The following is a 16,042-nucleotide window of genomic DNA, read 5'->3' as shown; positions in this document are numbered from 1 at the left end:
GGACTGGCCGGACCAGGGCATCAAGGACCCCTAAACGGCGGACGAAGCCCAGCTAAACCGAGGTTCCCGCCGCTCCGTCGCCGATGCGCCTCGCGCAGTCCGAAATCGGGGCTTAGCCAGCCTTAAGGATCAGCGTCAAGGATCGGGCAGTGGCATGGGGAACGCCGCGAGGGGACGGGACGGCACGGCCGGGTGGCGGACCGTCGTCGCGAGAGGAAAAAGGTGACCTGAGCAATGGACTTCGAACTCGCCGCGGAACAGCTGAGGCACCGTGAGGCGATACTCGACGGTGTACGCAGTCGACTTCCAGGTCGTTCGCGCGGTGCGGCGGACGAGCACTTCACCCGCGCCGAATGGTCCACAGCAGCCGAACTGGGCCTGACCGGGCTGTGTCTGCCCAAAACCCACGGCGGTGGCAGCCTGGGAGCGCTGGACACGGCACTGTCCCTGGAAGCCTTCGGTGACGCGTGTACCGACACCGGCTTGGTGTTTGGCGTGGCCGCGCACCTGCTGGCCTGCGCCGTCCCGGTCCGCGATTTCGCCGGCGCCGAGGTCCGGGACGAGCTGCTGCGGGGCTTCAGCGACGGCACGCTCATTTCGGCGAACGCGATGACCGAGCCCGATGCGGGCTCTGACGTGGGGCGGCTGTCCGTGACGGCCGAGCGCGATGGCGACACGTACGTCCTCACCGGCACGAAGTCGTTCGCCAGCAACGCGCCGCTGGCCGATGTGCTCGTGACCTACGCGGTCACCGACCCGAAGGCCGGCTTCCTGGGGGTGAGCGCGTTCGCCGTGCCGCGTCGATTGCCTGGTATCGATGTCGGCCCGCCGATGGCGAAGATGGGGCTGTGGGGCTGCCCCGCCGGTGAAGTCCGTTTTGACGGCTGCCGTGTACCTGCGCGCTACCGGCTCGGCGAGGACGGCCAGGGCAGCGGCATCTTCCAGCACTCGATGAGCTGGGAACGGGCCTGCCTCTTCGGCCTCTATTTGGGATTGATGGATCGTCAGCTTCGTCAGTGCGCACAACACGCGCGTGAGCGGCAGCAGTTCGGGCGGGCGATCGGCGACTTCCAGTCAGTGTCGCACCGGGTCGCGGCCATGCGGCAACGCCTCGAGGCCGCACGGCTGCTGCTGTACCGGGCCTGCTGGCTGATGGACCAGAACCGCGACAGCAAGGTCGCGACGGCGCTGTCGAAGGTGGCCGTCTCCGAGGCCGCGGTGGCCAACGGTCTCGACGCCGTTCAGATCTTCGGCGGTTCGGGCTACCTGACACCGGCCGGGATCGAGGCACAACTGCGCGACAGCGTGCCCGCGACCCTCTTCTCCGGCACCACAGAGATCCAGCGGGAACTCATCGCGAGGGAAACCGGCCTGTGAGCCTGCACGAGCTGGTCATCGACGCGGCGGCCCGTCACCCGGACCGGATCGCGGTGGCCGGCCCCGAGGGCACCCTGACCTACTCGGAACTCGACCGGCAGGCCGATGCCATGGCCATGCTGCTCACCGCGCACGGAGTCGGCGCAGGGGACCGGGTGGTGATCTGGGCGGCCAAGTCCGGCGCGGTGGTCGCCGCGATGCAGGCGGTTCTTCGGCTGGGCGCCGTGTACGTGCCCATTGACGGAAGCACCCCTGTGAACCGGGCCGCCTCCGTGGCCCGCGACTGTGCCGCCCGTGTCGTCGTCACCATGGAAGCGGGGTCCGCGGAGATGGCGGCCGAACTCGGTCCCCATGCCGCCTGCGTGATGCTGGGGAACGGTCTCGCGACCGACCCTCCGCCGGTCAACAGCCAGGTTGCCGGCGACGACCTCGCCTACATCCTCTACACCTCCGGCTCGACAGGGGCACCCAAGGGCGTTTGCATCAGCCACGCCAACGCCCGTGCATTCGTCGACTGGGCAGTCGAGGAGATCGCACCCGTGCCGGACGACCGCTTCTCCAGCCACGCGCCGTTCACCTTCGATCTGTCCGTCCTGGACCTCTATGCGGCGTTCGCCGTCGGCGCGTCTGTCCATTTGATTGCTGCCGAACTGTCTTATGCACCCGCACAGTTGGTCGAGTTCGTGTACCGGAGCGAGATATCCGTCTGGTACTCCGTGCCTTCCGCACTCACCCTCATGATGCGCGAAGGCGGCCTCCTTGACCGGCCCGCGCCACCGTCGCTCCGCGCCATACTCTTCGCCGGCGAGCCGTTCCCCCTCACTGGTGTACGCAGTCTGTCCGCCTGGTGCCGGTCCCGGCTGCTCAATCTGTACGGCCCCACCGAGACCAATGTGTGCACCTTTCACGAGGTCACGCCGGCCGATCTGGAGCGCGACCGGCCAGTGCCGATCGGCACCCCGTGCAGCGGCGACTCGGTCTGGGCAGTGACCGCCGGCGGAACGACCGCAGGCCCCGGCGAGGAAGGCGAGCTGTACGTCTCGGGCCCCACCGTCATGCCAGGCTACTGGGGGCGGGAACCACACGAAGGGCCGTACGCCACCGGTGACATCGTCCGTGTCCTCACCGACGGCTCCTTCGACTACGTCGGGCGCCGCGACCATATGGTCAAGGTACGGGGCCACCGGATCGAGCTCGGGGACATCGAAACCACCCTCGGTACGCACCCGGATATCGAGAGCGCCGCGGTCGTCGTCACCGGAGAAGGCCTGGACGGCCGGCTGGAGGCCTTCGCCGTGCCCCGCGCCGGGGCAAATCCGGGTGTGCTTTCCCTCAAACGCCACTGTGCGGAGCGGCTTCCCCGCTACATGGTCGTCGACACGGTGCACCTCGTACCCACACTCCCCCGCACGGGCAACGGCAAGGTGGACCGGGCCACGCTCGTCAAGGGAATCACCACCACAAGGAAGAGAGTCTCATGAGCGCCCATACCCTCGCCGAGGACCAGGCCCAGGCCCAGCTGATCACATACATCCGGGAGAAGTTCCTCGCCGGCGACCCGAACGGCGAGCTGACAGAAGACACTCCGCTCCTCGAATTCGGCGTCCTCGACTCGTTGAAGGTGGCGATCCTGCTCAACTTCATTCGGGACGAAATGGCGACCAACATTCCCATGACGCAGATAAGCGGAGTGAACTTCAAGAACGTGCGCCGAATTGCCGCGCTCGTCTGTTCGCTTTCCGACAAGGCGGATTCCTGATCCGTACCGCTTGAAGAATACCTGGAAATACTGCGGCGCAGCGGCTGCGTCCGCGCTTTAGACGGCGTCAAGTTCACCGTTAGCCCTACCAAGGATCCTCGGTGAACTGACTCGGTCGGCGAAGGGGCTAAGAACGATGTCCGACGGGCGCAATCCTGAAATCACCCGCACGGATGTGTCCGACACCGCGGTCGCGGTCGTCGGAATCTCCTGCCGACTGCCGCAGGCGGACGGCCCGGAGGCCTTCTGGCAGTTGCTCCGTGGCGGCCAGAGCGCGGTGTCCCGGCCACTCGACGACCGATGGCCCCAGGAAGCACCGTGGGCGGATCGTGCAGGGGCAGACGCCTCGGGCCGCGTCCGCCGCGGTGGCTTCCTGGAGAGCGTGGACGGCTTTGACGCGGGGTTCTTCGGCATCTCGCCCCGCGAAGCCGTGGAGATGGACCCGCAGCAGCGGCTGATGCTGGAGCTCGGGTGGGAGGCGCTGGAGGACGCGGCGATCGTTCCGCGGGAGCTGGCCGGCAGCCGGACCGGTGTGTTCGTCGGCGCCATCGCCGATGACTACGCGGCCCTGCTGGCCCGGCGCGGCACGGGATCCGCCACTCCCCACACCCTGCCGGGAACCGAACGGGGCATCATCGCCAACCGTGTCTCGTACACGCTGGGACTGCACGGCCCGAGCCTCACCGTCGACGCGGCCCAGGCGTCCTCGCTGGTCGCCGTCCACCTGGCCCTGGAAAGTCTCAGGACGGGTGAGTCCAGCCTCGCTCTGGCCGGCGGCGTGAACCTGATCATCGGCCCCGACAGCACCGCGCGAACTGCCAAGTTCGGTGCGCTGTCGCCCGAAGGCCGCTGCCACACCTTCGACGCGCGGGCCGATGGCTACGTGCGCGGCGAGGGGGGTGCGTTCGTTGTGCTCAAGCCGCTCGCGCGGGCCCTCGCCGACGGGAACACCGTCTACTGCGTGATCCGGGGCAGCGCGGTCAACAACGACGGGGCCACCCCGGGCCTGACCGTGCCCAGTCCCGACGCCCAGGAAGAAGTCATCCGGCTGGCTTGCCGTCGCGCGGCCGTCGACCCCACCGAGGTCCAGTACGTAGAGCTGCACGGCACGGGCACAAAGGTGGGAGACCCGATCGAGGCCGCCGCACTGAGCGCCGCCCTCGGCGCCGGGCGGAACACCAGCACGCCGCTGCTCGTGGGCTCGGCCAAGACCAACGTCGGCCATCTCGAGGGAGCCGCCGGCATCGTCGGTCTGGTCAAGGTGGCGCTGAGCATCCGGCACCGCAAGATCCCGGCCAGCCTGAACTACACGTCCCCGAACCCGCGCATAGACATGGACGCGCTCCGGCTGCGGGTGCACACCGCTCTCGGGCCCTGGCCCGATCCCGATCGGCACCTCGTCGCGGGCGTCAGCTCGTTCGGCATGGGTGGCACGAACTGCCATGTCGTGGTCGCCGCTCCGCCCGACTCCGGATCCGACCCCGATCGGAACACTGACGGGCCCTGCGATACCGAGCCGGTGCAGTGGCTGCTCTCGGCCCGGGACGCGGAGACGCTGCCCGCCCAGGCCGCGCGGCTGCGCGAGCACCTCGGTGCGCACCCTGAGCTGGACCCGCGAGACGTGTCCTGGTCCCTGGCGACCACCCGAACCCCCTTCGCGCATCGTGCCGTTGTGCGCGGCGCGGCACCGGACGCTCTTCTCGCCGGTCTGGACGCACTCGCCGACGGTACGCCTTCCGCCGCGGTCGTACGCGGCCGGGTCCACCCGGTCGGGGGACTCGCTGTGCTCTTCACCGGGCAGGGCAGTCAGTACGCCGGAATGGGCCGGGCCCTGTACGGGGCGTACCCGTCGTTCGCGGAAGCCTTCGACGCGGTCTGTCTTCGACTCGACCGCTCGCTCGAATGTCCGCTGCGGGACGTCGTCTTCGCGGCGGCCGAGACGCCTGAGGCCGCGCTGCTGCACCAGACTGCGTACACCCAGGCAGCGCTGTTCGCCGTCGAGGTCGCCCTGTTCCGGCTGTTCGAGGGGTGGGGGGTCCGGCCGGACTTTGTCATTGGCCATTCGGTCGGCGAGTTGGTGGCCGCACATGTGGCGGGCGTCTTCTCGCTCGACGACGCCTGCCGGCTCGTCGCCGCGCGAGGCCGGCTGATGCAAGCACTGCCCGCCGGTGGTGCGATGTGTTCGGTCCAGGCGTCGGGGGAGGGCGTCCTCGCGCAGCTCGCCGAGTCGGGCCCGACGCTGTCCGTGGCCGCCGTCAACACTCCAGGATCGGTGGTCGTCTCGGGCGCCGAGGAAGCGGTGGAGGAGCTGGCCGCTCACTGGCGGGCGGCTGGCCGCAAGGTGAAGCGGCTGCAGGTCAGCCACGCTTTCCACTCGCCTCTGATGGATCCCATGTTGGCCGGGTTCGAGGAGGTCGCCCGGGGGTTGTCCTATGCCCGGCCGGTCATCCCGGTCGTCTCCAACGTCACCGGTGAACTCGCGGCTCCTGACGACCTGTGCACTCCGGAGTACTGGGTGCGCCATGTCCGGCAGGCGGTCAGGTTCCGTGACGGCATCGGCTGCCTGCGGGCGCGCGGTGTGCACGCGTACCTGGAGCTCGGCCCCGGCGGAGTACTGACGGGCATGGTGGAACGTTGCCTGGACGACGCCGACGGATCCGCGTTGCAGGAGGCTCCTCAGGTCCTCGTGCCGACGTTGAGTGCCCGTCGTGAAGAACGCGGATCGGTGCTGGACGCGCTTGCCCGCGTACATGTGCACGGTGTCCCGGTCCGGTGGGAGCAGACCTTCACAGCCGCTCCGGCGCGGACCGTTCCGCTGCCGACGTACGCCTTCCGGCGGAAGCGTCACTGGCCCGACTTCAGCGGGACAACGGCCCCCGAAACCGTGGACGCCGCCTCCTCCGCTGCCGTCACCGCCGCCACGGGTGACAACCCCTCCGACACCGCTGTTTCATGGACACAGCGGGTGACCGGACTCCCCGAGGGCGAGCGGGACGCCGTCCTGAACGATGTGGTGATGACCGGCATCGCCGCTGTGCTCGGCCACACCACGTCCGAAGCGGTGGACACCGGCCTGACGTTCAAGGATCTCGGCTTCGACTCGCTGTCCGCGGTGGAGCTCCGCAACCGGCTCGTCGAGGCGACCGGGCTGCGGCTGCCTGCCGCCCTGACCTACAGCTTTACCACGCCCGCCGCGCTCGTGGAACGGCTGCGGGAGCTGGCGACGAGCCCGCAGGACACACAGGAGACACTGGCCGCCCCGGTCTCCGCCGTTCCCGACGACGAGCCGATAGCCATCGTGGCCATGGCCTGCCGCTACCCGGGCGGAGTCGATTCGCCCGAGGCGCTCTGGAAGCTGGTCGCCGAAGGCACGGACGCCATCGGCGCGTTCCCCGACAACCGCGGCTGGGACCTGGAAGGCCTGTACGACCCGGACCCGCAAACGCCCGGCACCTCGTACACGCGGTCTGGTGGCTTTCTCTACGACGCCGACCGTTTTGACGCGGGGTTCTTCGGCATCAGCCCGCGCGAGGCCCTCGCCATGGACCCGCAGCAGCGGCTGCTGCTCGAAACCTCGTGGGAGGCGCTGGAGCGGACCGGGGTTCCGCCCACCGACCGGCACGGCAGCCAGGTCGGGGTGTTCGTCGGCACCATGGCCCAGGACTACGGGCCCCGGCTGCACGAGGCACCGGAGGGGCTCGACGGGTATGTGCTGACCGGCGGCACCACGAGCGTCGCCTCGGGCCGGATCTCGTACGCCCTGGGGCTGCGCGGACCGGCCATCACCGTGGACACGGCCTGCTCGTCCTCACTGGTCGCCCTGCACCTCGCCGCCCAGTCGCTGCGGCAGGGCGAATGCACCCTGGCGCTGGCCGGCGGTGCCGCGATCATGGCGTCTCCCGGCATGTTCGTGGAGTTCAGCCGCCAGCGGGGGCTCGCCCCCGATGGGCGGTCGAAGGCGTTCTCGGCATCCGCCGACGGTACGTCGTGGGCCGAGGGTGTCGGCATGGTCGCGCTGGAGAGGCTGTCGGACGCGCGACGCAACGGGCACCCCGTCCTCGCCCTCCTGCGAGGCTCCGCGATCAACCAGGACGGGGCCAGCAACGGTCTGGCCGCGCCGAGCGGGCCGGCCCAGGAGCGCGTGATCCAGGCGGCGCTGGCGGACGCCGGCCTGTCCGCCGACGCAGTCGACGCGCTGGAGGCGCACGGCACCGGCACCGTACTGGGCGACCCGATCGAGGCGGACGCGCTCATCACCACCTACGGTCGCGGCCGTCCCGCGGACCGGCCGCTGCTGCTGGGTTCGCTCAAGTCCAACATCGGTCACACCCAGGCCGCCGCGGGTGTCGGTGGCGTCATCAAGATGGTCCAGGCGATGCGGCACGGCCGACTGCCGCAGACCCTCCATGTGGACGCACCGTCGCCCCACATCGGCTGGGCGGACAGTGGGCTGCGCCTGCTCACCGAGGTCACGGACTGGCCGGAGACCGGGCAGCCGAGGCGCGCGGGCGTCTCCTCCTTCGGGATCAGCGGCACCAACGCCCACGTCGTACTGGAACAGGCCCCCGTCCCCGCGGCCGCGAACGCCCCGGCGGCGCTCGGCGCCCCGTCCGCAGTACCGGTGCCCGTGCTGGTCTCTGCCCGGTCCGACGAAGCCCTGCGCGGACAGGCCCTGCGTCTCGTGGACGCCGTGCAGTCCGCTCCCTCAACCACTACGGCCAACCTCGGGGCCGCGCTCACCACCTCCCGGTCGACATTCGACCACCGCGCCGCGATCGTCGCCGCGACCCGGGACGAGTCCCTGGCGGGGCTGCAGGCCCTGGCCCGCGGAGAGAGCGTGCCGAACCTCGTGACCGGCACGGCCGGGGCACCGGGCAAAACCGTGTTCGTCTTCCCCGGCCAGGGGTCGCAGTGGGCCGACATGGCGGTGGAACTGCTCGACACCGCGCCCGTGTTCCGCGAGCGCATGCGGGAGTGTGCGGAGGCCATGGCTCCACTCGTCGACTGGTCGCTGACGGAGGTGATGCGCGGCGCGCCCGGGGCGCCGGCCCTGGATCGGGTCGACGTGGTGCAGCCCGCGCTGTTCGCGGTGATGGTGTCGCTCGCCGAGCTGTGGAAGTCCTTCGGTGTGGTGCCCGACGCCGTGGTCGGGCACTCGCAGGGTGAGATCGCCGCTGCCCATGTCGCCGGCGCCCTGTCGCTGGAGGATGCCGCGCGGATCGTCGTATTGCGCAGCCAGGCCCTGGTCAGCCTGGCCGGGACCGGCGGTCTGGTCTCGGTTCCGCTGCCTTCGGAACAGGTGGCGGCCGATCTGGCCGACTCGGCCGGCCGGCTGAACGTTGCGACGATCAACGGGCCCTCGTCCACCGTTGTGGCCGGTGACTCCGACGCCCTGGACGCGCTGCTTGGCAGCTACCGGACGGCGGGCGTACGGGCTCGGCGGATCCCCGTCGACTACGCCTCCCACTCCCCGCATGTGGAGCCGATCCGCGACGAAGTGCTGGCGGCCCTGGCCGGCATCCGTCCCAGGGCCTGCGACACCGCCTTCTACTCAACGCTCACCGGTGGCCTCCTGGACACCACCGAACTGGTCGGCGACTACTGGTACACGAACATGCGGGAGACCGTGCAGTTCGAGCGGGCCATACGGGCGCTCGCCGACGACGGCTACCGAACCTTCATCGAGGCCACCCCGCATCCGGTGCTGACCGTCGGTGTCCGCGAGACGCTCGATACCATCGGGGCCGAGGCGGGATCCGTCGTGGTCGGTTCCCTGCGCCGCGGCGAGGGAGGCCTGCGACGCTTCCACACCAGCCTGTCCGAGGCTCACGTACTCGGTGTGAAGGTGGACTGGACGAAGGCGTTCGACGGGTCGGCCCAGGCACCCGTCGAGCTCCCCACGTACGCCTTCCAGCGCACCAGGTACTGGCTGGAGACCCCCGCTTCCGGGGTGTCCGCCGCACAGCTCGGCATAACCGCGGCCGACCACCCGCTGCTGGGCGCCGCCGTCGAACTCGCCGACGACGGCGGCACTGTCCTCACCGGCACGCTCTCGCTGCAGAGCCACCGATGGCTGGCCGACCACGCGGTCGCGGGCGCCGTGCTCCTCCCCGGAACCGCCTTCGTCGAACTCGCCCTCCACGCGGCGGGACACACCGCGTGCGACCGCATCGACGACCTGACGCTCCAGGCGCCGCTCACGGTCCCCGACTCCGGCCGGATCCGCCTGCAGGTGACCGTCGGGGCCGCCGCAGACGACGGCCGGCGGCCGGTGTCCGTCCATTCCCGCCCGGAGGCGGACGACGAGGGTTCGTGGACCTGCCACGGCACCGGTCTGCTCTCCGCGTCCGCGCCCGGCGAGACGCAGGACAGGCTCGACGTCTGGCCGCCCGCCGGGGCGACGCCGGTCTCCGTGGACGAGTTGTATGGCCGTCTCGCCGACCAGGACTACCGGTACGGGCTCGCCTTCCAGGGCCTGCACGCGGCCTGGCGGAAGGGCGAGGAGGTCTTCGCCGAGGTGCGGCTGGCCGAGCCCGAACGCGCCGATGCCGCGCGCTTCGGCATCCACCCCGCGCTACTGGACTCCGCCCTGCACGCCCTGGAGCTCATCGGCCTGCTGGGCGGCGACGACCAGGGCCGGATCCGTCTGCCGTTCTCCTGGGGCGGGCTGACCCTGCACGCGGCGGGCGCGACGGCGGCACGGGTGCGCTGGTCACCGGTCGGCCGGGACACGGTGGCACTGACCGTCGCGGGGCCCGACGGGTCCCCCGTCGCCTCTGCCCGGTCTCTGGTAACGCGCCCCGCTTCGGTCGCGCAGCTCACCGGCGCGCGATCCACCCGGCGGGGCTCGCTCTTCCGGCTCGACTGGGTCACGGCCGCAGTGCCCGAGGCGCAGGCCGAACTGCCCGACGACTGGGCTGTGTTGGGCCAGGTGCCCGTCAAAGCCACGGAAAGGGCGGTGCCCCAGGGAGTACGGCACTACGCCGACCTGGCCGCACTCGCGGCGGCCGTCGCCGGTGGGGATCCGGTGCCCGGGACTGTGTTCGCCCAACCGGTGCCCGCAGGCGCGCACCGGGACGAGAACACCCAGGTGGCACACGCCGTCCACGAGGCCGCCCACACGACTTTGGCGCTCCTTCAGGCCTGGCTCGCCGAGCCGCGCCTCGCCGCGTCCCGGCTCGTCGTGCTGACCAGCGGTGCGGTCGTCTCCGGGCCGGACGACCCACCTGGCGCTTCCCCCGACCTGGTCACCGCACCACTGTGGGGTCTGGTGCGTACCGCCCAGACCGAGAATCCGGACCGCTTCGTCCTGCTGGACGTCGGGCAGGAGCAGCCGTCCTGGCAGCTGCTCGCGGCGGCGCTGACCACGGGCGAGCCGGAGGTCGCCCTCCACAAGGGTGTCGCGCGGGTGCCCCGGCTGGACCGGGTACGCCAGGCGGCCGACGACAGCAGGGCGGACGCTCTGGGCGGCATGGGCGACGGCACGGTCCTGGTCACCGGCGCCCATGGCGCACTCGGCCGGCTGCTGACCCGTCACCTCGTGGAGCGGCACGGTGTCCGGCGGCTGCTGCTGACCAGCCGCCGGGGCCGTACTGCCGACGGCGCGGCCGAGTTCGAGGCCGGGCTGGCCGAGTTCGGAGCCGAGGTGACAACCGTCGCGTGCGACCTATCCGACCGTGACGCGGTCGCGGGACTGATCTCCGCCGTCCCGCCGGAGCACCCCTTGACGGCCGTCGTCCACGCGGCGGGTGTCCTGGACGACGGGGTGGTCGGGCAGCTCGCCCCGGACCGGCTCGACGCCGTACTGCGGCCCAAGGTTGACGGGGCCTGGCACCTCCATGAGCTGACCCGGCACCAGCACCTGTCCGCCTTCGTCCTGCTCTCTTCCGTCACCGGCATCATCGGCAGCGCGGGGCAGGCCGGTTACACGGCGGCCAACGCGTTCCTCGACGCGCTGGCGCAACACCGCAGGGCCACGGGGCTGCCCGCGACGTCGCACGCCTGGGGGCTGTGGGCGGACGCCAGCGGCATGACGGGGCACCTCTCGCAGACGGACCTGGCGAGGCTGGCCCGAGGAGGGCTGCTACCGCTCGGCTCCGAGGACGGGCTGGCCCTCTTCGACGCCGCGCTGGAAGCCGACCGGGCCGTCGTGGCACCCGCCCGGATCGACCTCGCCGGTCTGCGGCGCCGGACGGCCGACACCTTGCCCGCCGCATTGCGCGGGCTGGTGCGCACACCGCTCCGGCGCGCCGCCGCCGAGACCGGGGGCTCGGTCTCCTGGCGGGACCAACTGACCGCCCTACCCGCCGATCAGCAGGTCCCGGCGGTTCGGGAACTCGTCTGCACCCATGTGGCCACCGTGCTGGGCCACAGCACGCCGAACGGAATCGACTCGGCCCGGGCCTTCAAGGACCTTGGCTTCGACTCCCTCACCGCGCTCGACCTGCGCAACCGCCTCAACACGTCCACCGGTCTGCGCCTCAGTCCGACGTTGATCTTCGACTACCCGACGCCTGACGCCCTCGCCCGGCACTTGCACGGCGAGGTCACCGACCAGCCGGCCGCGCCCTTGGCGGCTTTGTCGGCACTGCCACGGGGGGCCTCGGAAGAGCCCATCGCGATCGTCGGGATCGGCTGCCGGTTCCCCGGAGGAGTGGAATCCGCCGAGGATCTGTGGCGCCTGCTCGCCGACGGCCGCGACGCCATCGGCGACTTTCCCTCGGACCGTGGCTGGAACGTCGACAGGCTCTTCGATCCCGACCCCGAGGCACCCGGGAAGAGCTACACGCGCAGTGGCGGATTCCTCGCCGACGCCGGCGGGTTCGACGCGGGCTTCTTCGGGCTGAGTCCCCGGGAAGCGCTGGCCACCGACCCCCAGCAGCGGCTTCTGCTCGAAACCGCGTGGCAGACGATCGAGGGTGCGGGCATCGACCCCGCCTCCTTGAGCGGCAGCCGTACCGGTGTCTTCGCGGGCGTGATGTACGGCGACTATGGCGGTCGCGTGCGGCAGGCGCCGGAGGAGCTCGAGGGCTTTCTCCGCAACGGAAGCCACGGCAGCGTGGCCTCGGGCCGCATCTCCTACACCTTCGGCTTCGAAGGCCCCGCGATCACGGTGGACACGGCCTGCTCGTCCTCACTCGTCGCCCTGCACCTCGCCGCCCAGGCCCTGCGCAACGGCGAATGCGACATGGCACTCACCGGCGGAGTGTCAGTAATGGCGACCCCCGCCACCTTCATCGAGTTCAGCCGCCAACGCGGCCTCGCCCCCGACGGCCGCTGCAAGCCCTTCGCCGATGCCGCGGACGGCACCGGCTTCTCCGAGGGCGTGGGACTGCTCCTGGTGGAGCGGCTGTCGGATGCGGAGCGCAACGGGCATCCGGTGCTGGCGGTGGTACGGGGCAGTGCAGTCAACCAGGACGGCGCCAGCAACGGACTGACCGCCCCCAACGGCCCCTCCCAGGAACGGGTCATCCGCCAGGCCCTCGCCAACGCCCGCCTCATGCCCGGCCAGATCGACGCAGTCGAAGCCCACGGCACGGGTACGACCCTGGGCGACCCCATCGAAGCGCAGGCACTCCTGGCGACGTACGGCCAGGACCGGCCCACCGACCAGCCCCTCTGGCTCGGCTCGGTGAAATCCAACATCGGGCACACACAAGCCGCCGCCGGCGTCGCGGGCATCATCAAAATGGTCCAGGCCATGCGCCATGGGTTGCTCCCCAAGAGCCTCCACATCGACAGGCCGACCACGCACGTCGACTGGAAAACCGGCGCGGTGGCCCTCCTCAACGACCACACCCCTTGGCCCGGAACCGGGGCACCCCGTCGGGCGGGCGTGTCCTCCTTCGGGGTCAGCGGCACCAACGCCCACATCATCCTGGAGGCGCCCACGGCACGCGCTGAAGAGCGCACGGTCCCGGCCACCGCACCGACGGAGACCTCCGGTCCCCTGCCCTGGCTGCTGTCGGCCCGGAGCGCGGAAGCACTGCGCGCCCAGGCCGGCCGCCTCCACGACCATCTCACCCGGCACCCGGAGCTCGGTACCGTCGAGGTGGGCCACACCCTGGCCACCGCCCGCAGCCGGTTCAGCCACCGGGGAGTGGTCGTCGCCGGTGATCGTGCTGCGTTCCTGCGGGGGCTCGACGCGCTCTCCCGGGGCGAATCTGTCCCCGAACTGGTCCAGGGAACCGCACCGTCCCCCGGGGGCAAGCTCGTCTTCGTCTTCCCCGGCCAGGGATCCCAGTGGACCGGCATGGCCGACGAACTGCTCGACATGGCCCCCGTGTTCGCCAAGAAGATCCAGGACTGTGCCGACGCGCTGGACCCGCTGACGGGATGGTCGCTCGTCGACGCCCTGCGCGGCGCGCCCGGGGCTCCTTCCCTGGAACGCGTGGATGTCGTCCAGCCGGCGCTGTTCGCCGTCATGGTCTCGCTGGCCGCCCTGTGGCAGTCGTACGGCGTGGTGCCCGACGCCGTCATGGGCCACTCCCAGGGAGAGATCGCCGCTGCCCATGTCGCGGGCGGCCTCTCGCTCGAGGATGCGGCTCGCGCCGTGGCACTGCGCAGCCGTGCCATCACCGCGCTGGCCGGTACCGGCGGCATGGCTTCGATCCCCCTGCCGGTCGCCGATGTGCGGGAGCAACTGGCGGAGTGGGGCGACCGGCTCGGCACGGCTGCCGTGAACGGGCCCGCCTCCACTGTGATCGCCGGTGAGGGCGACGCCCTCGATACGGTGGTGAAGGCGTACCAGGAGCAGGGGGTGAGGGCCCGACGGATTCCGGTGGACTACGGCTCGCATACCTCGCAGGTCGAGCGCATTCGTGAGCAGGTGCTGGAAGCCCTTGCCCCCATCACTCCCGGCACTTCCCGGATCCCGTTCTACTCCACCGTCACCGGCGGACTGCTCGACACCGTTGAGCTTGACGCGGCGTACTGGTACCGCAACCTCCGACAGACGGTCCGCTTCGAGGAGACCACCCGGGCGCTGCTCGACGCCGGACATCGGATCCTCGTCGAGGTGAGCCCGCACCCGGTGGTCACAGTGGGCCTCCAGGAGACCATCGAGGCGTCCGGCGGCGAGGCCGTGGTGCTGGAGTCCCTGCGGCGCAACGAGGGCGGGCCACGGCAATTCACCACCTCGCTGGCGCGTGCGTATGCGCACGGCGCGGACGTGGAGTGGCGGACGGCGTTCTCCGGCCCGTCGGCTGGGACCGTGGCACTCCCCACGTATGCCTTCCAACGCGAGACGTACTGGCTCGACACACCGGCCCCGTCCGGGGGCACGGCCGCGGGCATGAGCCAGGTGAACCACCCACTGCTCGGCGCCGTAACCGAACTCCCCGACGGCGGGAACCTGTTCACTGGCCAGATCTCCCTGGACCGCGATCCCTGGCTGGCCGACCACACGGTGCTGGACTCCGTCCTGCTGCCGGGGGCCGCCTTCATCGACACCGCTCTGTACGTGGCCGCACACGTCGGAGCCGCCGAGGTCGAAGAGCTCACGCTGCACGCCCCTCTGGTCGTGCCCGAGAGGGGAACGGTCCACCTCCAGGTGACCACCGGCTCCCTCCACGACGGCCGGCACTCCCTCACCATCCGCTCGCGGCGGGCCGGTTCGGACGACGATGTCTACCGTGAGGAGTGGACGCGGCACGCCTCCGGCGTGCTGGCTCTCGAGGCCGCTCCCGTCTCCTTCGCTCCGGCGGACTCCTGGCCGCCGGCCGATGCCACGCCGGTCAGGACGGACGACTTCTACGACCGGCTCACCGACTTCGGCGTCGGTTACGGGCCTGCCTTCCAGGGGGTTCGTGCCGCCTGGCGAAGGGGCGAGGAGCTGTTCGCCGAGATCGAGCTCGGCGAGGACGTGGCGGATGACCGTTTCATCCTGCCCCCCGCGCTGCTGGATGCCGCGCTGCACCCGGTGTTCCTCAGGGAAGGGGCCCTGGAGAGGACCGGACCCGAAGACCGGCGGATTCCGCTGCCGTTCTCCTGGAACTCGGTCGCGCTGGGCCCCGCGCAGGCCGCCGCCGGCCTTTTCCGCGCCCGGATGGCTCCGGAGGGGGCGGATGGCGTAAGCGTGGAGTTGGCGGACGCGTCGGGGCGTCCCGTCGTCTCGGTCGGCGCGCTGACCGTACGCCCCATTACCGCACAGCAGTTGGAGCTGGCCACGGGTGGCAATGACCTGCTGCTCCAGGTCGGCTGGGTACCGGCTCAGCCGTCAACCGGTCTGCTGGATAACCACGTTGGTGCGGTCGCCGTACTGGGAGCCGGCGACGTGGACGTGGTCGTCGCGGGCAGCGGCGAGCAGCCGGTGCACCATCGTGATCTGGCGGCACTGGCCTCAGCAGTCGACGCCGGTGCCGCGATGCCGGAGCTGGTCATCGCCCGGTTCGGGTCCGACGGCTGCGCGGATCCGGACGCGCAGGCTCAGCAGGCGGCGCACGAGGCACTGTCCCTGGTCCAGCGGTGGCTCTCCGACGAGCGGTTCGCTGCTGCGCGACTGGTCGTGTGGACGCGGCGCGCGACGGCGACGAACGCCTCAGAGGACGTGCTCGACCTGGGTTCGGCCACGGTGTGGGGGCTGGTCCGCTCGGCCCAGTCCGAGAACCCCGGCAGGTGCGTCCTCCTCGACACGGATACCGGCGGTACGGGCACCGATGGCACGGTCGCCCGCGTGGAGCTGGACGGCCCGGCGGTGGCCGCGCTGACCGGCGACGAGCCGCAGGTGGCGCTGCGCGGGGGCAGGGTGCTCGTCCCCCGGCTGACCCGTGACATCGGCAAGTCGGCGTTGAGCGTGCCGCGGGGGCTCGACCCTGAAGGCACCGTCCTGATCACCGGCGGCACCGGAACCCTCGGCAGCCTCCTCGCCCGACACCTCATCACCCACCACAACATCCGCCACATCCA

The 16,042-nt window shown here is 71.0% G+C and carries 4 protein-coding genes; all 4 read left to right on the top strand.

The annotated features are described in order from the left end of the window. Positions 1-234 precede the first annotated feature (234 nt). The gene (locus tag ACGFR7_RS35120; protein WP_393327434.1) at positions 235-1,377 is read left to right on the top strand and encodes an acyl-CoA dehydrogenase family protein; all 1,143 of its coding nucleotides are present in this window, start codon (positions 235-237) and stop codon (positions 1,375-1,377) included. Continuing rightward, positions 1,374-2,858, top strand: coding sequence for an amino acid adenylation domain-containing protein (locus ACGFR7_RS35115; RefSeq protein WP_393327432.1), 1,485 nt, complete (start codon positions 1,374-1,376; stop codon positions 2,856-2,858). Before ACGFR7_RS35120 ends, ACGFR7_RS35115 begins: the two co-directional genes overlap by 4 nt. Further along, positions 2,855-3,136 carry an acyl carrier protein gene (locus ACGFR7_RS35110; protein ID WP_393327429.1) on the top strand — a complete coding sequence of 94 codons (282 nt, stop codon included), beginning with the start codon at positions 2,855-2,857 and terminating at the stop codon, positions 3,134-3,136. The genes ACGFR7_RS35115 and ACGFR7_RS35110 overlap by 4 nt, the downstream gene beginning before the upstream one ends. 136 nt (positions 3,137-3,272) lie before the next feature. After that, on the top strand, positions 3,273-16,042 hold a 12,770-nt coding region (locus ACGFR7_RS35105), incomplete at its 3' end, for an SDR family NAD(P)-dependent oxidoreductase (RefSeq protein WP_393327426.1).

The organism is Streptomyces sp. NPDC048516, from assembly GCF_043199875.1.
Lineage (GTDB): Bacteria > Actinomycetota > Actinomycetes > Streptomycetales > Streptomycetaceae > Streptomyces.
Note: the sequence above shows the minus strand (reverse complement) of the source record. Positions and strands in the feature narration are given on the sequence as shown.

Bases quoted from the DNA above. Each gene is read 5' to 3' on its own strand.
- ACGFR7_RS35110 (WP_393327429.1), top strand. From the start codon at position 2,855: ATGAGCGCCCATACCCTCGCCGAGGACCAGGCCCAGGCCCAGCTGATC.
- ACGFR7_RS35120 (WP_393327434.1), top strand. From the start codon at position 235: ATGGACTTCGAACTCGCCGCGGAACAGCTGAGGCACCGTGAGGCGATA.